The sequence below is a fragment of the Candidatus Seongchinamella marina genome (assembly GCF_026262685.1).
Lineage (GTDB): Bacteria > Pseudomonadota > Gammaproteobacteria > Pseudomonadales > Halieaceae > Halioglobus > Halioglobus marinus.
Genome location: NZ_SHNP01000002.1, coordinates 662,147 through 683,706, shown reverse-complemented (window position 1 = coordinate 683,706; position 21,560 = coordinate 662,147). Strand labels below are relative to the sequence as shown.

Below are 21,560 nucleotides of genomic sequence, written 5' to 3'. Positions count from 1 at the left end.
ACAACATCAGCGGCAAAGATGGCACTAAATGTGGACTGTATCGCAAAGACGGTAGCAATTCGCTTAAAGCCGCCGTTGACAGCGGCTATAATACGCGCCTTTTTGTGCCCCAAAGCCTGTAGGATTTATGGAAAACACAGCCACCAGCAACTTTTTGCAAAACATTATCACCGACGATCTGGCCGATGGCCGGGTGACGGAGGTAGTGACCCGTTTCCCACCCGAGCCAAACGGTTACCTTCATATTGGTCATGCCAAGTCCATAAGCGTTAACTTTGGCCTGGCCGAAGCCAATGGCGGCCGCTGCAACCTGCGCTTTGATGACACCAACCCCGAAAAAGAAAGTCAGGAGTTTATTGAGTCTATTCAGGCCGATGTTCAGTGGCTGGGTTACGAGTGGAGCGGCGAGGTTCGTTTCGCATCTTCTTATTTCGGGCAGCTCTATGAATGGGCGATTTACCTGGTGGAGCAGGGCAAGGCCTATGTCTGTGACCTGAATGCCGATGAGGCTCGAGAATATCGCGGCACGCTCACAGAATCGGGCATAAACAGTCCTTACAGGGACCGTAGCGTGGAGGAAAACCTGGAACTGCTGGCCGGTATGAAAGCGGGTGAGTTTGACGAGGGTTCTAAAGTCTTGCGCGCCAAAATTGATATGGCCTCGCCCAACATGAACATGCGCGACCCCATTCTTTATCGTATTCGCAAGGTGACTCATCACCAGACGGGTAACGACTGGGTAATTTACCCCACCTACGACTTCGCCCACGGTCAGGAAGATGCCATTGAGGGCGTGACTCACTCGATTTGTACGCTGGAATTCGAGGATCACCGGCCGCTTTATGACTGGCTCATTGAGAGCTTGCCGGTGAGCAGCCGTCCGCGCCAGTATGAATTCGGTCGCCTTAACCCCAGCTATACCATCACCAGCAAGCGGAAGCTGAAGCAGTTGGTGGACGAAAATGTGGTTGTCGGTTGGGACGACCCTCGTATGCCCACCGTTTCAGGCATGCGTCGCCGCGGTTATTCGCCGGCCGCGATTCGCAAGTTCTGCGACATGATAGGCACGACCCGTTCAGATGGGGTGGTAGATGTGGCCATGCTGGAGTTCGCAATTCGCGAAGATCTTAACGAAAATGCACCCAGAGCCATGGCCGTACTCAATCCACTTAAGGTGGTGTTGACGGATTACCCGGAAGATAAAACGGAAGAGCTAAATGCCCCTCGTCATCCCTCCCGGGAAGACCTGGGCGAGCGGTCGCTGCCGTTTACCCGTGAGATCTATATCGATGCCGATGACTTTCGCGAGGAAGCCAACAAGAAATACAAGCGTCTGGTGCTAGGTAAGCGCGTGCGCCTGCGCAATGCCTATGTGATTGAGGCTGATAGCGCCATTAAGGATGATGCGGGCAATATCCTCGAGGTTCACGCTCACACTATTCCCAATACGCTGGGGGAGAACCCGGAAGACGGCATCAAGCCCAAGGGTGTGATTCAGTGGGTATCTGCGTCTCGTGGCGAGCGAGCTGAGTTGCGTATCTATGATCGCCTGTTCAATCATGAATCGCCCGACAAGGGGGATAACGACTTCATGGAGCACCTGAACCCTGAGTCCCTGCAAGTGGTGAAAGAAGCCTGGGTAGAGCCTTCACTGCTGGAGGCTGTACCCGAGCAGAACTTCCAGTTCGAGCGCGAAGGTTATTTTGTCGCCGATCGCTACGATCATTCTTCCGAGCGTCCGGTGTTTAACAAGACCATCGGCTTACGCGATACCTGGAACGGATAAGGACGCTCACATGACCCTGAAGATTTACAACACGATGAGCGGTGCCAAGGAAGAGTTTGTGCCGCTGGTTCCCGATACCGTGACGATGTACGTGTGCGGCCCAACCGTTTACAACCTGGCGCATATTGGCAATGCCAGGCCGGTGGTGGTGTTCGACACCTTGTTCCGCTTGCTGCAAACCCAGTATGGCAACGTGACTTATGCGCGCAACATTACTGATGTAGACGATAAAATCATTGCTGCGGCGAAAGAGGGTGATCGCAGTATTGAGTCGGTTACCGATGAATATACCGCCAAGTACCGTGAGGATATGGCTGAGCTCAATGCCTTGCCGCCAAGTCTGGAGCCCCACGCTACGCATAATATCGATGCCATGATCGACCTCACCAGCACCCTGATTGAAAAGGGCCATGCTTATGAGTCAGAAGGTCACGTGCTGTTTGCGGTAGATTCTATGGAGGACTACGGCAAGCTCTCCAACCGCTCGCTGGACGATATGCTGGCGGGTGCGCGCGTGCAGGTGGCCGATTACAAGCGTCACCCCGGAGACTTTGTTTTATGGAAGCCTGCCGACGCCGCCGACCCTGGCTGGGATAGTCCCTGGGGGCGTGGCAGGCCGGGCTGGCATCTTGAGTGTTCCGCTATGATTCGCGCCCATCTGGGTGAAACCATTGATATCCATGGCGGTGGCCGAGACCTGATTTTTCCGCACCATGAAAACGAAATTGCCCAGAGCCGATGTGCCCACGGTGGCGATTACGTCAATTACTGGATGCACAATGCTTACCTGGATATAGACGGCGAAAAAATGTCCAAGTCCCTGGGTAATTTCCGCACTGTGCGCGACCTGCTGCAGAGCTACCGCGGCGAAGTGTTGCGCTTTGCCTTGTTGTCAGCGCATTATCGCTCGCCGCTTAATTTCTCGGTGGAGTTGCTGGAGCAGGCCCAGTCAAACCTCGATAGCTTTTATGGCACGCTGCGCGAAGTGGCAGATATTGAACTGGATGTCGATGTGCCCCTGGCCGATGAGCCCTTTTACCAGGCGCTGAATGATGACCTCAATACGCCGCTTGCCATTGCCGAGCTTCACGCCCTGGCCAAGCAACTGAACAAGGCTTCGGCTGAGGACAAGCCGCAGTTGAAGGCGCGAATCATCGCCGCTGGAAACCTGCTGGGGATTTTAGGCCAGGACCCTGAAGAGTGGTTGCAGGGCGACGCCGCAGACGATGCTATTTCTGCTGAAGAGATTGAAGCATTGATCCAGGAGCGGGTGGATGCCAAGGCGAATCGCGACTTTGCCCGCGCCGATGAAATCCGTGACTCGCTGCTGGCGCAGGGCGTTGTGCTGGAAGATTCTCGCGATGGAACCCAGTGGAAGAGGGGCTAGTTAGCGCCCCTCGACTTCGCTTTTAGCGCTCTGGGCCGGTTAGCCCAGGCTTTTTTCGGCTGATTCAACGCTCTGATAGATCAGGGTGTTGATGGTCATGGGGCCGACGCCGCCTGGAACAGGCGTATAGGCTGAGGCCTTCTCGGTGAGCGCTGACAGCTCGATGTCACCGACGCCCCCGGGGTGGTAGCCGGCATCCACAACAACGGCACCTTCTTTCACCCAGTCGGCCTTGATGAATTCAGGCTTGCCAACGGCTCCTACAAGAATGTCCGCCTGGGCGACCAGGGCCGGCAGGTTCTGGGTGCGCGAGTGGCAGATAGTGACAGTGGCGTTCTTCTCCAGCAGCATCATGGCCATGGGCTTGCCCAGAATCGGGGAGCGGCCCACAACCACGGCATGTTTGCCCTCTATGTCAACGTTGTAGTGTTCCAGCATGCGCATGATTCCCTGGGGCGTAGCGCAGCCATAGGCATCCTCGCCCATGGCCATGCGTCCAAACCCTAAACAGGTGACCCCGTCCACGTCTTTTGCCAGGGCAATGGCGTCGAAGCAAGCGCGTTCGTCGATCTGCGAGGGCACCGGGTGTTGCAGCAAAATACCGTGCACATCGGGGTTGTTATTGAGCTCATCAATTTTCGCCAGCAGCTCTTCTGTTGAGGTAGAGGAGGGCATTTCAACGGCCATGGAATCCATGCCCACCCGACGACAGGCGTTGCCTTTCATCTTTACGTAGGTGGCAGAGGCGGGGTCATCGCCGACCAGGATAGTGGCGAGAATCGGGGTTTGACCGCCGGATCGCGCCTTGAGCTTTTCCACCCGTGCCAACAATTCAGCTTCTGTTTCTGCTGCCAGTGTTTTACCGTCCAGTACCTGTGCGGGCATCTAAAGGATTCCTTAAAAGAAAGTGAGTGTTGCTTACGCTTGGCATTCTCCCAGAAGGGCGAGGCAAGGGAAAGATACGCTTCCCCTAAAAGGGTAGTCAATACCATTGTCGGCCGGTCTAAAAATCAGATAATGGGCGTTGACGCTCAGCCAGCAGCTGAGTATCATGCGCGCTCCTGAAAATCAGGGGCCTGCAAGGGCTTGTTTGGAATCATCGGGGTATAGCGCAGTCTGGTAGCGCGCCTGCTTTGGGAGCAGGATGTCGGGAGTTCGAATCTCTCTACCCCGACCAACTTTCCCGCCACTTTAGGCGAGTTGGTCGATTCATCAGGATTCACGATGGTGGCCGTAGCTCATCAGGTAGAGCACCGGATTGTGACTCCGGAGGTGGCGGGTTCGAGACCCGTCGGCCACCCCAACGCTTGACGCAAGGTTGAGCGCCAGACAAACGCCAAATCTCATCCAGTAAATATTCACGTCGTAAACGTCATCTCGTTTCGCCCCAGCTGCGTAACCTCTCTCAACGCCTTAATGATGTTGTAAAACCCTATGAATGACTGCTTGTCCAATTGTCGTAAAGCTTGCTTAGTGTTGATGGTTGCGGGCCCCGCGTTGGCGGTTGCCCAGGAAGAACGTCGCCAATACGGACCCTGGGTGTGGAGTGTCGCCGGCGGCGCGGTGAACCAGTTTGCGGCAGACTTCAGCGACGGGCCCGGTGATGTGAGTATTTCGCGAGGCTTTCTGCAGGGCGGGTTGGGCTATGCCTGGGACAGAAACACTTCCGCATCGGTTTCGCTTGGCATCGGCAGTACGGACTACGATTTTTCTTCCGACGCCTTGATCGAAGGGCGCGAGCCCTGGGAGCGGATCGAAGACTATCGCCTCTCCGTTCCCATGCGCTTTGCGCCCACCGACAAAATGCGCGCCATCGTGATTCCCAGTGTGCGTAGCTACGCAGAATCCGGTGCAAGCACGAGTGATGGACGCACCGAAGGCGTACTCGGCGGTTTTAGCTGGAAGTTCTCTGACACATTGTCACTCGGGCCTGGAATGGGGTGGTTCAGTGATGTGGGCGATGACGCTAACGTCTTTCCCATTATCCTGGTGGACTGGCAGATTACCGATACCATTAGTCTTAACACGGGTCGCGGTCTGGCAGCTTCTCAAGGCCCCGGACTGGTGCTTAGCTGGAAAGCCAATTCAAAGTGGTCACTGGGTTTGACCGCACGGTACGAGAAAACGCGTTTTGCACTTGAGGAGCGAGAGGGACGCACTGCCCAGGTGGGTGAAGATGCCAGCACTCCTTTACTGATGACTGCCACTTACACGCCGTGGCCGATGACAAGCATTAGTGCCCTGGCAGGCGTTGAAGTGGGTGGTTCCATGGCGCTGGAAGATGGCAATGGCCGTGAAATTGCTGATTCGGACATCGATACCGCCGCGGTCGTTGGGTTTTCGTTCCAGAGCCGTTTTTAATTTCTGGGCGTGAGCGTGAAATGTGGGGCTATATTGCTGATATAGCGCCCTAAGAGCTGCTCCAGATATGGCACGGCGCTGCGCTTGCTGGTAGGATGCGCTCCATCCGCCAGTAGCTCAGTTGGATAGAGCATGCGCCTTCTAAGCGCACGGTCGAGGGTTCGAATCCTTCCTGGCGGGCCACTCTCCTTTCACTCTTGTTTTTACGCTATTTCTAGCTGCGGGTCTGCCTGCTATTGAGCGAGCGCCGTCTCCCGCGCTTCAAGCTCGGCAGTGATCATTTCCCCCAATGCTTTGTTTGGCGTGTCGCGTAAAGCTTTTAAATGATCCGTCTCGATGTGCGGAATCAGGAAAGGCATCCACCGTGCTAACAGGGTCTTGTCGGCCGCCCAGCCCCTCAGGTTGCGCGCTCGCTGAATAGATAGGGTGTGCCTGTCGTCGTTTTCCAGTATGTGCTCGTATTCTGATTTGCTGGGTTGCTCCTCAAAATAACCGGCCTGCGCCTCAATCGCGGCGTCCCGCTTCATGAGCCGGGTGAGTACCACACCAAATTCGTCGACCACGTCTTCGTTATTACTGAACGGGTAGCGCCACTGGGTGAGTAATACATGGGCGGTTTCGTGCATCAGGGTAAAAAAGATCAGGTGCTGGGCGGCTTCAGTATCAGGGGCGTTGTCGCGCAGGGTCTCCAAATGCTGCCGGCACAGCAGTACCTTGGAACCTCGGGCGTAGGAATTGCTAGTGTCGCAGTCCACCAGTTGATAATCGATGGCGTCCATAGTGAACACCGTTTGCAGCTGTTCAGACAGGCGCCTGAGCTGCTGTTGGATAGAGTTTTCGCCGCCGGTTGCCAGGCTGACTTTGAGCTCGCCTTTGAAGCTGCAGGCTTCGTCGCCGCGATTGTGGAAATAAAGCAGGTATTCGCCTGCCTCGGTGATAAAGACAATGGTGCTCCACTCCAGAGGCATTTTTGAGGCAAAGACCCGGCTGCCATTGTCTTTGTGCTTCAAATCCAGCCACAGCTCGCAATTTGCCCTGGCCGCCAGGGTAATGACCGAGCCGGCAGCCACATTCTGCAAATGAGCAGACTTCGATTGTGCGGCGTTGAGCTCCAGCGCAATGGGCAGGGTTTTTTCTACTGATAGCGCGGGGGCGGCTGTCATCAAGGTGAACAGCGATACGAAAAGTAGTCGTGCAAGCAAAAGGAGAGCCGCCTGTGTGTTCCGCCAGCAAAATATACTGGTACAAATGGGTCGATGGGAGGAGGGTGCAGGTTAGGCCCACCCAATGTCAAATACCTGTACCACATCTTGGCTAATGGGCTAGGCCTCGCAATCCGGCAGTGCCGTAATAGAATGTTATTGACCCATACGGGTATGTAGTCTATTACTACTAACGTTCATTAGTTTGCGTGTGGGCGAGGTTTGTAGGGTCACCTCGCCCTGAGAGTTGATCAAATAATAGTCAGTTTGGTCGAGCGCCGTCAGCGTTAGCTAAATCAACAGTTTAATTTTTCTTCGCAGTACCGATGCGAAGGCACTTTTTGTTGCATAAAAATTACAAGGGCACCATGGATGAATAAGCCGGTCTGTATTACGCAAACCCGAGAGCAACTTCTTCAACGTCTTTCTACCCGACGCCCACTCTACCAAGCAATTAAAGAAAACCTGCCAAATAGTAAGGCTTTGCACGCCGAGCTGATGGAGCCGCGGGTGTTGTTGTCGGCGGATTTGGTGGCGGCGGCCGCAGCGGTTGACGAAGGGCTTGAGCAGGTGGGTGATCTGCTAGACCAGTTTTTTGATGACGACCTGTTAAATGCTGATGTGCCTCTACTCGTGCTGCCATCCGATTCGGGGGAAGGTGTAGACGCGGCAACTTTGGCTGATTTGATGTCGCTAGATATCAATCTCGTCGGTGACGACAGCCTCGTCGACGAGGCCGGTGAGCGAGTCTACTCCGAAGGCTTGGAAGATGCCCTTCAGGCGGCGGACACAGTAGACAAAGATGGAGGCGCGGGCCCTGACGGTAAGGTTTCGCTGGGCGAATTTTTCGATGCGTTCTTCGAGGACGAGTTAAAAGAGGCCTACTCTAGCGGGCAGAGTGACACCGAGCAGGCTCTTGGAAATGCGATCGCGGCCATTGACGATAGTGCATTGATCACCGAGTTGGCAGGCCTTGGATTTGATCTTGATATCGGCGTGGCCGCACAGCCAGTTCCACCAGTAGGTATAGATGCTGATAGCGACAACGCTGTCCGTTTTGAGCTGGATGTTTCTCTAAGCGTTACCCGGGATGTGGATGTGGATCTTGGGACCGGCTTTGAGTCTCTGGGCGTCACCTTCAACCTGGATTCCGATCTGCGGTCCCAGACGATTACTACATTGGATTTCGACCTCGTTGTGGGTGCAGACAGTGTGGTCTACGCGGTTGAGGACTCGGATCCGGATACCGAGGGCGATCAGCCGACTCCAGCAAGTGCAGACTTTTACCTGGAACTCGACGATTTGAATGCCGAGACCGTTGTTAACCCCTTAGGTTTGACCAACACGATTACTGCCGAAGATGTACAGATCGGGTTTCTTGGAGTAGCCGCCACGGGGTCGATTTCTCTGAGGGCCGGTGTTGAGTTCGATGCGAAATTCCCCGATACCAAGCTGCGTGTCGCCGATTTAACACCGGTTGAATTTGCGACGAATTTTGCTGGGCAAGAAGCCTCGGCTACTAATGCCCTATCAGGGTCGTTTCTATTTTCTGTTGATGACCAATTTTTTGATTATGTAAACCTGCTTGATATAGCTCTGGTCCTGGTAGACCCCTTTGGTGCTGTGGTCGATGGCGATCGCTTTGATCTGGCGGTCACGGTAGGTGACCAGGCTTACCTCGACGAACTCAGCAGCTTTAACAGGCTCGATCCCGCGTCGTTCCTGACGATTTTGGGCAAGGTGGCCAGTGCAGCGGAGGGTGTGAGCGACAACGAGGCTGTCTCCGGGTTCGATATACCCTTTACCAGCACAACGGTTGGAGATGTCCTGGACTTTGTAGATCTGGTGCAGGATAAGCTGCTGTATTCCGATGAACTTGGGCTGACAGATGAGGAAGTGGAGGCTAATCCAGATCAGCCCGATCCCGGCGAGCGACTGCTCGACCGCAACGGCAGGCCAACATTCAAAACAATACAAGAACTTTCAGTAGAGCTGGCCGACATTCTTGCATCCAATACCCCCCTCAACTACGACAAAGATGAAAAGGAGCTGACGCTTGATTTAAGCTTTGATAAAAGCGTTACAGCCTTTGACGTGCCGCTCGATTTCAATCTTGATTTGGGGCCGCTGGGCGATATTTCCAATGGTAGTGGATCGCTTCAGCTCCGTGGTTCCGCGGGGCTTGGTTTGACCCTCGGGATAGACCTGGGTGCGGTGCCCACCTCCGATTTGCTTCAGACTGATACTCCCCTGGTAGGGGGAAACACCAGCGTTGATATTGAAAACCAGGAGCTTGCGGCAATTACGGGCGGCACGATTTCTGATTTCACCCTCGACTCAGAAACGGATCTCGCCGGTACTGCCACGTTCACAATTACCCTGGCGGGTACTGTGAATAAAGATGGCTCTTACAGCATTGAGGTGGCCGATTTGGGCCGCACCAACATGACGGATTTGATTGCCGACATTAACGACGGCTTGAATAGTGAGGGTATCAGTCTCTACGTGCAGGCGGTTAGCAATGGAGACGGTTGGTATGACCTGCGTCTCAGTGGGCCAGCCGCTGATGGCGACGACACCTTTACAGTTAGTGCCGCTAACTCCGTAGCTCAAAGCGGGCTGGGGCTTGATTCAACTGCTATTAGCGGTACTTTAGACAATCCCAGAAGTGGTCCTTTTACCAAAGACGAGCCCCTTGTCGCGACCAAGAATAGTGAAGGTGGCGAGAATATCACGCTTACTATTTCCGGCGTTGATCTGGTGGTGAAGAAGGTCGACCTGGGTACCAACAGCAATATTCTGCTCTTGGTGAATGACCTCAATAAAGCCATAGAAGGCACCGCCCTGGATGGCAAGGTGGAGATCAGTTCCAGTGGCCGTAGTCTGGTTGTCTCCACCATAGATCCTGGTTTCACCAATTTAACGGTAGCCGAAAATCACCCCCTTGGATTCTATGGTGATGGTGACGCCATTGAGGAAGCTAGCGAAGAGAGTAGCGGCAACCTGAATGACTTCATTATCACAACGACTGATGGTGGAGAATACGGGGTATCTTTATCAGCGGCGACGGATATTGAGGGTGTTATCGACGCCGTGGCCGCGGCCACTTCAAATAAGGTTACGTTAACAATTGACCCGGACTCAGGCGATCGACTCGTGCTGACTCAAGCTGAGACAGTTACAGCCGTAGGGCTCAACCTGTTCTCCGTGGCGCCCACCAATGGCTCCAGGGCTGCAGTGCAATTGGGTATTGTCGGCGTAGATGGCACTATTGGTAAGTCTGACGACGAAACTCCGGTGGATGAAGTCAAAGGCGCGGACGGTGTTATCACGGGCTCAATCATTGCGGGCCCAAGCCTCGCAGATCGAGTTTTCCTTGAAGACGCACAATTGAGAGGCTCGGTCGACTTAACTGCCTCCAACGTGTCGGCAGTGGGCAGTTTCGGATTTGTAGATGTTTCTCTTGCAGGTGACGGCGGTATCGAAGCTGGGTTTACTGTAGGTCTGAAGAACCCGGACGACCAATCAAATAAATTTACCCTGGCTCAACTTCAAAACTTCTTTTTTGGAGAGAGCAAGCCCACCCTGGCTACTGTAACAAACGCAATTGACCCTAGTTTCACAGTGAACGGAGAGATTGATGTAACCCTGGGCGTCGAGACCGGAGTGCCGGGTATCGATACTCTGGCCGCCGGGCTTGCGGCTAATCCGATTATCGTGACGCTTGAAAGTCTGCCAAATCCTGAAAATGCGAATTTGCCGTCGCTGAGTGTAAACACTGACTACAGCGGCCTCTCTAACCTCACCATCGGCAAGTTTACTGATATAGGGTTCAGTGAAATTCTCGACGGCATTATTTTGGCAACCGACTTTCTGAGCGGTCTGGAAGAGTTTGAGTTTCTGAATGAGCCCATTCCGCTGGTGAATGCGAGTGTCACCGATTTCCTCTCCCTGGCTGACAAGCTGGACGCCGCCGTCCAAAGTAACAGTGACAATCCTTCAGGTAGTCTTCAGGAATTGGAATCCGGTCTGAAATCGGCGTTTGGTATTGCGCCAGAGGATACTGACTCCCTGCAACTGTCCGTTATAGATGTTCCCAGTGAAGGCGATGCTATCCGGATAGATCTCGAGCTGGATCTTGGGTTTAGCGAGTACGTGGGTATTGACCTTGATATTGCCGACGCTATTGCGGCGGCGGGTTTACCAGACCTGTTGGCAGGTGCAAGTTTAGCCGGCTCAGCGGGGCTGGCCGCCGACGGCAGCGTGACACTGAGCCTGGCATTTGGTGTTGGTTTGACCAAAGGCAGCTTGGTCTCGGGAACAGAGGAGGCAGGTAATGCTGTTTATGACGGCAACCTCGGTGATGTCTACGTATTCGGTGGAAAAGACGCAAACAATGAATACAACTCCGGTATCGACGGTGACCTTTCACTGGTTGGTACAGAGCTTAACTTTCGTGGTGCCATCGGCCCCGCAGGCATCTTCGTCAAGGATGGGGAAGCGAGTGCGTTCGCCAATTTTGGTGCCGGGCTCAAAGAGAATTATGTCGTTGGCAGTCCGGTAAGCACCGACCTGTTTGATATTGAACTAGACGCGGATCTCTACGCTGTTCTGCCGGTCAGCTTCCCAACCGAAGGCAGCACACCGAAACCCGTTACGATTTCTGCCGGCGCCACACAGCAACTGGAGCTAGGGAACGGTGGAGAGTTTATTAACCCCGAGATCGATTTGTTGGCGGGCACTGCCGATATCGCCGTTGACGGTCTCGACACTCTTTTATCGGGTTTCAATCCTGCCGATCAGGGATTGCTGGATAATATTTTGTTGGTGGTCGATGGCGTAGACCTCTTTCTTTCCGGCTTACAGGATGTATTGGATGGTGAAGTTGGCGGCATGACACTGCCCCTGGTCGGTGACAGTCTTGCAGATGGCACACAGTTTATAGCCGATTTTAGAGAAAACTTTGTGGATAACTTCCGTGAAGGGGTGCAGGGCTTCGCAAACCCCGATGAGGAATCCATTGTTGACACGCTGCTGACGGACTTGCTGGCTCAGATCTTCCCGGATTTGGTTGTAGATGAAAACACGGTAATAGAAAGTACCAATGCCAACGACGGCGGTGAGCTCGAGGATTTGTACATTCAGTGGGATGTCAATTTTGGCGACCAGTACACCGTAGAGTCAGGAATCGGACTTGATCTTGGGCTCGAGGATCTGGGGCTCGCCCTTGAAACGGAGGGCAGCGTCGGCCTAACCATAGATTGGGCATTGGACCTTGGCTTTGGCCTGAGCCGCAGTGAAGGCGCATACCTTGATCTGGAGGGGCAGGAGCTTTCCTTCGGCGTAGACGTTGATTCTAATGCCGGCATAACGGGTACATTGTTTTTCTTGCAACTCGCCGCACAGGAAGGCGTGCAAAATACTGATTTTACTGGACTATCTGCAGACTTTTTCATTGATGTAGGCAGTAGTAAGTGGCCGGAGAGTACGGATCCCACATCCTACAGGGTTGGTTTTTCTGATCTTGGCAGCCTTGATTTCGAAGTGTCCGTGCTCGCCGATGCACTAGTAGACCTGGACCTTACGCTCAGGATAGATGGAGCCGATAGCCTGCCGGAAATTAAATCGGGTTTTGAACTGGTCTGGGCTTTGGACGATGGTACAGGCAATCCTGTGCCGCTATCCGACATCAGTGGCGATACGCTAAAAGCAGGACTCCAGAATGTCGGGTTCAAAAACGTTCGACTCGATGCTGGTTCCTTCCTGGATGAATTCCTCAGCCCGGTTCTCAGTGAAATCCAGGAAGTTACCGGGCCTATTGAAGACATTGTTGACTTTATTACCGCACCGCTCCCGGTGATTTCTGATCTTGGGCCCTCGATAAGTCTGTTGGACATCGCTGAAGCGATCGCGCCACAACAGCTGGGTTTCATCGAATCTATCGATGACCTTTTGTCAGTTATTAATTCGATTCCTACTGACGCAGGTGGTCTGGAGATTCCCTTTGGCGATTTTGCAATTTTTGACCGGACCGCAGGCGACGCGAACGGTGGTGGTGACTTTGATCTGGGCGAGCTTGCAAACAATAAGAAAGACGTCGCCCCGACCACCACTGCCCCATTGCCGGAAGCGGAAAGTAATCCGAACAGTACCAAGGGCAAGGCTGCCGGTTTTCTCGAGGGTCTCAAAAGTAATGGTTCTTTACAGTTCCCCTTCCTGAGCGATCCCTCCCAGGTTTTCGGTCTTTTGACCGGCGGTGATATCGATTTGTTCGAATTTGTACTTAAGCCCCTGGGTGTAGAGTTTGAGTACAGCCAATTCTTCCCGATCATTGGTCCTTTGGGAGCGTCAATATCAGGCTCATTCTCGGCGGTTGCGAAACTGGCTTTCGGTTTTGATACCTCGGGTATAAACCAGTTTGCTGAAACTGGCTTTAGTGACCCCGGATTGATTTTTAACGGGTTTTATCTGGATGACTATTATGGCACTGATGCTGAAGTCCCTGAGCTGGAGCTGGACCTGGCGCTAGCTGCTGCAGCCGAGTTAAACCTCGGTGTTGCGAAAGGTGGTGTGTCTGGTGGTGTCTATGCCAACGTGCAGTTTGACCTGAATGATCCCAACCTGGACAGCAAGGTTCGCGTCGAGGAGCTGCTGGGTAATGTGATTGCCCAGGCAGAGGCAGGTGGTCTTGCGAGTCTCCTGGCGCCTCTCGCGGTTTTTGATGTCTCTGGCGACGTCTATGCGCAGCTAAAAGCCTTTCTCGAGGTCGATGTGTTTCTCTTCAGTATCAGTTTTGAAGAAGACATAACGCCCCCCATCACGATTTTCGAGTTTGACATTCCTTTCACAAGGCCGGTTCAGCTTGCAACAGAATTTACTGGCGCGAGTGGGCAATCTGTTGTTCAGTCGGCCGCCCCACAGGCCGCTGCATTGACAGTAGGTGCGAGTGCTGCAGCACCGGCTCCGACCGGCACAGTTCTTCAGCTTAGCGTTGGAGAGTTAGCCGATTTACGCCTCAACGGTGATATCACCGATGGTAATGACGACGTGACGATCACCGAATCTGGTGGCGATCTCACTGTTACCGTCAGGAAAGATGGAAATTTAGTCGGCACGAGTACCTACGCGGGAATTCCTGACACCATTCTGGTAAGGCTTGGTGATGGTAATGACAGTTTCGATGCAAGCGGGGTGACATCAGATATAGATTTTCAGATCTATGGTGGTAGTGGTAATGACACGATAATCCTGGGCACCGGTAGCGGCGCTGTTAGTTACGTTGAAGGTGGTGTTGGTGATGATTTAATCGTTGGCACCGGCGGCGAAGATATATTGATCGGAGAGGCTGGCAACGACGTCATTTTCGGGCAGGGCGGTGCAGATGTAATTAGTGGCGATGCGCTGGAGATCAGTGAAACTGCTACCTTGCGTGCAGATTCCAATGACACAACCGACGGGAATGATTGGATAGCAGGCGGCACGGATGCTGACATTATTTTTGGTGCGGGCGGTGTCGATACGATTCTTGGCGATGCCATGTGGAGTGATGTTGCTGAAAGCGAGGTTCTCGCAACAATTCGAGCCTCTGCGATTGATGGTTTTGTAGAACGCGATGGTACAGATCTCATTATTGGTGACGGCGGGCTGGTAGATCTAGCTATGCTAACCAGCAATCCTGACACCGCAGTCTCGCTTACGTCTTCGGGTGCTGGTAGTGCGGATACTATCCGTGCGGGAGGATTCGCTGATCGAGTGTATGGTGGTAAGGGCGACGACAATATTCGCGGTGGCAGTGGCAACGATACCATTTATGGCGAAGATGGCCGAAATACAATATATGGCGGCGCAAACGACGATACCATTTACGGCGGCGATCTTAGAGACGAGCTTTACGGCGATGGCGGTGAAGATTGGATTTACGGCGAGGGTGGTGATGATTATATTCAGGGTGACGACGACGGCGATAAGCTCTTTGGCGGTTTCGGCGCCGATGAAATCCTAGGCAACGCCGGTAATGACAGCCTGCGCGGTGGCGGTGAGGGCGATCAACTATTTGGCGGCGCCGGCAACGACTATCTCGATGGTGACTTCGGCGACGATGTACTCTTTGGCGACACAGACGGTCGACTGGGTGTCACCCTTTTGCCTGAAGATTTCGGTAATGACGAACTGGTATCGACCTACGGTACAGATATTTTGGACGGGCAGGCCGGGTCAGATGACTACGTGGTTAATTTTATCGGTGGTACTGCAGACAGGCTTGTAACAACATTCGACAGCGGCAATGCTGCGACGGGTCCCGATAACCTGACTATCAATGGCTCGGTTTCTGTATCCTACGATGACACCGGCTTGATTCGCAGTGAAGTTTTCCGCGGTGAGCCTGGCCCTGATGACGGTGAGAGCCGTGGACCACAGGTCGGTGACGATAACTTCTTGTTGCGCGCTAACCCCAACCGGACTGACGGGCTGGCTTTTGTGGCTTTGCTGGGCAAAGACGCGGCGCTAGCTGCGGCTAATCAGGCTTTGGCGGATGCGCAAGAAGCGCTGGATAGCGGTGACTCTACTGCGAGCCAAGCAAAGGTCGATACTGCTCGTGAGTTAGCACAGCAACTGGCGGCGGCTGATAGTGGCGATGACTATCCAATAGAGCGCGTAGACTATACGGCGTCCATGGAGACCCTGATTATTAATAGTGGGTTTGGGCGCGACTATTTCGCACTTGACGATAACCGTGCTTCAACAACCATCAATGGTGGCTCCGGGAACGATGTTTTCCAGATAGGCCAGATGTTCAATCTCGCTCGCACAAACTTGCCCACTGAGGGCAATATTCAGGAACATCCCAACCCTAACGCTCCTGCCAATTATGATACCAGCGAGACCGATATTTTTGCCACGATAGAGACTACCCGTGGTTTCCTGAGCAACGGTATAACCGAAGCTACCACCATCAATGGCGGTGACGATAACGATTCCTTTGTCGTGTTCCATAATAAGGCCGTGTTGAGCCTTAATGGTGATGATGGCAATGATGAGTTCACCGTGCGAGCGTTTGCGCTGTCTGGCTCTCAGGAGACATTCCAGGAGAGAACTGATATTTCCGGTGGTACCGATGCGGACCTGGTTCAATACGCGGTAAATGCGCCGGTTGATATTGATGGCGGCGACGGCGAAGACACTGTTCGTGTTATTGGCACCGAGTTTGGCGATGACTTTATTGTTGCCAAGGATGGAGTATTTGGTGTTGGAGTAAATGTCACCTACACGAACGTAGAGGGCCTCACCATTGACGGGGGTGCCGGCAATGATCGCTTCTTCATCCAGGGCACCAATGCGGGTACCACGACTACGGTTGTTGGCGGCTTGGGCAGCGACAGCTTCAATGTGGCCGGTGACCCGCCGCCGATTATCAGTAATGACCTTCTGGGTCACAGTGGCACGATTTCTCATACGATCGAGACTGCTGGGGAAACCTATGAAGAAGTGCGCGTGCGTGATGTCGTGGCTAATGTTGCAGACAGCAATGAGCCGGGTATTGTTATAACGCCCGCAGATGAGTTGCCACGGGTAATTCAGAGTGACGGTATTACCAGTATCGCGACCTATCAGGTCGTGCTAACACAGGCGCCAAAAACGGACGAAGAAGTCATCGTGACGGCGGTAGCGCCGCGTGTTACCAATGATGATGACTCCGAAACGCCATTGATTCAGTTTGTTGGCCCTGACGGTGAACTTACCGATTCCATCCAGATTGTCTTTGATGGTAGCGACTGGAATGAGGCAAAGATCGTTTCTTTCACTTCCAGTGCTGAAGTAGATTTGGCAACGGATGAAAGCCGTTTGGGCAACCTTGTCCATTCTGTCAAAACGGAGCGTATCTCTGCTGCTGGCGACCCAGAAGAGTTTGTCATCAGTGGCCTTGTGGCGAGTGATAGTAATGAGCCGCCGATTATTACACTGGATGAAACGACCCTTTCTGCGGACCTACCAGATGATGGCTCATTGATTGGCGCCACTATCAAGGTGCTCGATGGTCTGGGCGAAGGCCAGACCCGCGGTATCGGCGCTTATGAAGGCGGCGGTGTTATAGCACTAACAACATCTTGGAATATCGTACCCGATAACACTGCTGAGGTTGAGATTCGTCTAGTTGGCGGTGAGATTATCACCGGCGACATTGTATCGGCCGAGAATCGCACCACACTGACTTCTTCAGTCGATCTACCTTTTACCAATGGCAATGCGGGTGGAGACTTGCGCGGCTCTACGGTAGAAATCATCAGCGGTACCGGAGCGGGTCAGGAACGTTTGGTCATGTCCAGTACTGCAACTGGGCTGACGCTCAACAAACCCTGGACTACCGAGCTGGATGAAACCAGCGTGTTTCAGGTTCAATCGTATTCTGCTGTCAAAGCGCCTGCCTTAGAAGTTCGGGTGGATGGTGGCAGCGATCTGCCGCTGCCGGTCGAGGCGAACAACACGCCGTCTCCCGGCATTCGCATTACCGAATCGAACGGTTCTACTAATGTGATCGAGCCGACAAGTCAGCCGATAGCGTCCGAGATCTCAACCGATTCTTATGATGTCGTGTTGACTGAACAGCCTGATGCCAATGTAAAAGTCTACGTCCAGCCTGAGGAAACCATTACGACTCGCGGACAGGTCTTCTATAAAGAAATTCAGGTGGAAGTTGGCGGTGGAGATTTGCTCGACGAGGGCGACGGTAAGGGTAAGTACCTGTTGTTTACACCTGAAAATTACGCAGACCCACAAACGGTTGTAGTGAGCGGGTTGGCGGACGAAGTTGTTGATGGTGGAGATACCAAGGTCTTTCCATCCATACCTCGCGTTTTAAGCGACCTTCAGGGTGATCTGATTCTTCAGGGTGCCGGCGAATCCGACATCGCCATTGGCTCACTCGGCGACCCGTTGATGCTGCCTTTGGAAAACAATACGCCGCCAGCGTTTGGTGATGTTGTTTATGCGGCGGATACCAGTTCTGTTGTGGTCAGCAAGGCTGATGTCGACTTTGCGCTTACAAACCTGGGTTTGGCTGACAAGAGCGTACTCTATGTCCAGCAGTACACCTTTGAAATCACCGAAGGTGCTGCGCGTGGGCAGGCCGTTATCATTGAAAACATTGTGGATGATCCAAGTAACTCTGAAAACTATCTGATTACCTTTGATGACGTTGCAGAGTGGGACGAGGGTGAGTTGCCCGATGCTACCAGCCGGTTTACGTTCTCCACTACTAACCCCAACCTGTTGGTGAGCGAATCCGAGCAGGTAGATATTGTCACCATCTTTAATAATGAGTCGGTGACAAACGATCGTGGAACTCTGACCGAAGATAACTTCTCCTTGACGCTCGGAGGCGCTGACGATGATGCCGACGGCAGTGAAGTTACGGCGAATATCACCTATCAGGCCATGGAGAATATAACAGTCAATCTCGGGCGCGGAGATGACCAGTTAACGGTCGAAGGCACCCATACACGGCTGCTCGATTTAGAGGATGATCAGTCAGGGGGCTACCAGACAGTCACCTTTGTCAATGCTGGTCCCGGTAACGACGAGATCGACATTGACGGCATTGATAGTTTCCTTGCGGTTAAAGGTGAAACGGGAGATGACACTATCGATGCATCGGATTCCGAGTCTGCTAATGCGTTGATAGCCTTTGGTGACGAAGGTAAGGATACAATCCAGGGCGGTGCTGGCAACGATATTCTTTTTGGCGACCTTGGGCGCATTGATTACTTCGAAGATGAGCTGAACGCCAACAGTCAGCTGGTAACTCGGGTCGGACTGGAGTTTGATTTTGATAACATGTTCGCTAAGCCGGAGTCTGCGTCTGACCCGCTGCAAGTGCCAGCTGATCAGACTGACGGCATAACCCGTGATGCCAAACTGATTGTGACGCGAGATGCAGCGGTAGGCGATGTCGATAATATATCCGGTAACGGCGGCGACGATATTATCATCGCCGGCACCGGCGCCGATGAAGTAGATGGCGGTAGCGAGAGTGACCTGATTCTGGGTGACAACGCTAGAATTACGTTATTGGATCAAGGTGGTAACTTATCAGAGTTGAATAAGTCTCTGGCTGAAGGTGAAACCCGTTTGTATAGTGATAACAGCGGCGCGAGCGCAGACGAACTGGAGCCGAACGTGCAGCGCCTGGAGCCCTACCCTGAGAACCTCGGAACTTTTGATAGGCTCAACCTTATCCTAATCAACCACAAATCCGACACCAGCGAAGTCCTGTATGGAAACGATGTATTGTTTGGCGGTGCTGACAACGACTTCATCTTCGGCCAATTAGGCGCTGACACCATCCGCGGCGAAGGAAATGGTTCAGACACTGGTGAGGATTACATAGAGGGTAATGGCGGCAACGATACAATCTATGGCGACAAGGGACAGGATGTCCTCATTGGTGGCAGCTCGGATCTGTTTGGTCTGAGTTCGGAGGAGCGTATTGATGGCTCCGACCTGATTTATGGTGGTACGGGTAACAAGGCCGTTTACAACGAGGTTAACGGGGCTACCAAAGCGGGCGATGCAGACCTGATTCTGGGTGACAACGCGAGGGTAGCCACCTTGCCCGGCCTTGAGTTCAACTACAATAGCGAGTTAAAAGTCAGGGTTTACACTTTACTGGATTACTTGCCAGGCGTTGACAATTCCGCCGAGGGCCTCGGCGGCGCAGACGAACTGCATGGCGAGTTGGGTAACGACACGATTCACGGGATGATTGGCAATGACGTGCTGTTCGGCGAGTCACAAGACGATAACCTGATTGGTGGTGTTGGTTACGATCGTATATATGGCGGTAGCGGCGTTGACGGCATTCTCGGCGATGACGGTCTGATACAAGTCAGTAGAAATGGCACGGCCGAACCTTTGAATGGTGTTGATGAGGCAACTAGCCAACAAGTTATCCGTACCAAAGGCAAATTTGTTGGAGCCGTGGTGAACCCCAACGGTGAAATTCACAAGGCAGCAGAGTTGCACGCTTGGGACGTTGGTGGCAACGACGTCATCTACGGCGGCCTCGGTGACGACTTCATACACGGTGGCTCTGGCGATGATGCCATCTCCGGCGCTGAAGCCTTGGAAATTCACTATCATAGTCAGCCTCAGGATCCGACCGATGATACCCCAGTCGCGGATTACCGGATCGTAGGTGGCTCTTACAGCTATAACCCGGCTAATCCGCTTGAGTATAACGAGGTCGATCAGAAACTGAGGGGGTTCAATGCCGAAGACCCGCGACCTCTAATAGCGGATTTCTTACTGAACTTTGACCAGGATGCTGGCACAGTAATTGGTGGTGACGGCGATGGCATCGACCGCATCTTCGGAGACATGGGTAACGACTGGATTGTCGGTGGTACGGGTGCCGACCGCATGTTTGGTGGCTTAGGTGATGACTTAATCAATGCGGATGATAACCTCACCACACCTGATGTTGACAATAACGAATACAATTACGGTGACTTCGCCTACGGTGGCGGTGGTCTGGATGTATTAATTGCCAACACCGGTCGCGATCGTCTGTTTGACTGGAATGGTGAGTACAACAGCTTCTACGTACCCTTCAGTCGCTTTGGCGCACCCACAGTGAATCGCAAAATTTCGCCAGATACTGTCGAGTTCATTGAGCAGCTCGGGGAGTTCTCGGGCGCCGACCTGACGCTCGGTGGCGATAGTTCTCTCTTCGATGAACTTGGCTTGGTGGATAATGCAGACGAGTTGACCAAAGAGCAAAAAGGCTCACCGCGCGATCCACAGCCTGGCAACATGAAGGGCAAGTTTGACGATGCCGGCGAGCCAGAGGAGCTTAATCTTCTGGCGGCAGACTTCCCCGAGGATTACAGCACTGACGTTGTAGTCATTGACGACTTACGCGCTGTTGGCCAGGCTGCAGTTGAGCGTTGGCTTGCCTCGGGCGAGCTTAATGACGCACAACTGACTCAGCTGTCGGGCATGGTGCTGCACATCGCTGATCTGGGCGGTTTGAAACTCGCGCAGGCTTCCAGCGATGGCAAGACGATTTACATCGACAGCAATGCCGCCGGCTACGGTTGGTTTGTCGATAGTACAGCCATGCAGGACGAAGAGTTCCAGGCGGGCCATGCCGACGCTGGCAATGTAGCGGGCAAGATGGACCTCCTAAGTGTTGTGATGCACGAGATCGGTCACCAGTTAGGCTTTGGCCACGGCGATAGCGGCGTGATGCACGAGTCGCTGGATGCGGGTGTTCGCTCTGCCGGGCTGTTGGCTGAGGGTGGCGTGTATACCTTCGAAGACGACAGTGGCCTGGCAACAGCTACGAGCGATGAGCATGATCACGGCTGGGTAGAAGTTGCCGCGGCTTCTGAGCATTCAGGCGAGCAAAGCGCTCAGGTCGATTGGAATGATAGTTTCTAGGAAAACCCCGGGGCCACTGGCCCCGTAATATTGATAACGAGGAGTAGTGTTAGTGTCAAAAGATAAACAAGCGGAAGAGAAAAGCCCGGCAGAGGCCTCAGGACTAAAGGTCAACTGGGACTCTTCCAGCATGAGTACGTCCTACGCCAATGTGGTAAATGCCAACAGCACCAGGGAAGAGGTGTCCGTATTTTTCGGCACCAACCAGTCTTTGAGCGGTGCTGATTCCAAGGAACTCACGGTCGAACTGGATAACCGAATTGTACTCAACCCCTATGCAGCCAAGCGCCTCAGTATTCTTCTGGGTAGAGTCGTGGCAGACTACGAGAAGAAGTTCGGTGATTTGAACCTGGGAGCCGCGCAAGAATAGGCTTCTAGGCACGAT

General features: G+C 53.4%; 7 protein-coding genes and 3 tRNA genes. 8 read left to right on the top strand and 2 right to left on the bottom strand.

Annotation, left to right across the window (positions count from 1 at the left end; genetic code table 11):
- The first annotated feature begins 127 nt into the window (after positions 1–127).
- The gene (locus tag EYC87_RS07920) at positions 128–1,786 is read left to right on the top strand and encodes a glutamine--tRNA ligase/YqeY domain fusion protein (protein WP_279252397.1); all 1,659 of its coding nucleotides are present in this window, start codon (positions 128–130) and stop codon (positions 1,784–1,786) included.
- A 10-nt stretch (positions 1,787–1,796) separates the two neighbouring features.
- Positions 1,797–3,173 (top strand): cysteine--tRNA ligase, encoded by a 1,377-nt coding sequence (gene cysS, locus EYC87_RS07915; protein WP_279252396.1) that lies wholly within the window; start codon positions 1,797–1,799, stop codon positions 3,171–3,173.
- Positions 3,174–3,212: 39 nt separating this feature from the next.
- Here the strand turns inward: cysS and folD are convergent, their stop codons facing one another.
- Positions 3,213–4,058 (bottom strand): bifunctional methylenetetrahydrofolate dehydrogenase/methenyltetrahydrofolate cyclohydrolase FolD, encoded by an 846-nt coding sequence (gene folD / locus EYC87_RS07910; protein WP_279252395.1) that lies wholly within the window; start codon positions 4,056–4,058, stop codon positions 3,213–3,215.
- Positions 4,059–4,273: 215 nt separating this feature from the next.
- Here folD and EYC87_RS07905 point away from each other — a divergent pair.
- The 4 genes from EYC87_RS07905 to EYC87_RS07890 all read left to right on the top strand — a co-directional run bounded on the left by EYC87_RS07905 (position 4,274) and on the right by EYC87_RS07890 (position 5,717).
- Positions 4,274–4,350, top strand: a tRNA-Pro gene (locus EYC87_RS07905).
- A 50-nt stretch (positions 4,351–4,400) separates the two neighbouring features.
- Positions 4,401–4,476, top strand: a tRNA-His gene (locus tag EYC87_RS07900).
- A 170-nt stretch (positions 4,477–4,646) separates the two neighbouring features.
- Positions 4,647–5,534, top strand: coding sequence for a porin family protein (locus EYC87_RS07895; protein WP_279252394.1), 888 nt, complete (start codon positions 4,647–4,649; stop codon positions 5,532–5,534).
- Between the two features lie 106 nt (positions 5,535–5,640).
- A tRNA-Arg gene (locus EYC87_RS07890) sits at positions 5,641–5,717 on the top strand.
- Between the two features lie 50 nt (positions 5,718–5,767).
- On the opposite strand, the gene EYC87_RS07885 is transcribed toward EYC87_RS07890, so the two are convergent.
- Entirely contained in the window at positions 5,768–6,736 is a 969-nt protein-coding gene (locus tag EYC87_RS07885; protein WP_279252393.1) for a DUF4344 domain-containing metallopeptidase, read from the bottom strand.
- A 372-nt stretch (positions 6,737–7,108) separates the two neighbouring features.
- Between EYC87_RS07885 and EYC87_RS07880 the strand changes: the two genes are divergently transcribed.
- Both EYC87_RS07880 and EYC87_RS07875 read left to right on the top strand, forming a co-directional pair.
- Positions 7,109–21,175 (top strand): LEPR-XLL domain-containing protein, encoded by a 14,067-nt coding sequence (locus EYC87_RS07880; protein ID WP_279252392.1) that lies wholly within the window; start codon positions 7,109–7,111, stop codon positions 21,173–21,175.
- A gap of 52 nt (positions 21,176–21,227) precedes the next feature.
- The gene (locus EYC87_RS07875) at positions 21,228–21,545 is read left to right on the top strand and encodes a DUF3467 domain-containing protein (protein ID WP_279252391.1); all 318 of its coding nucleotides are present in this window, start codon (positions 21,228–21,230) and stop codon (positions 21,543–21,545) included.
- Positions 21,546–21,560 lie beyond the last annotated feature (15 nt).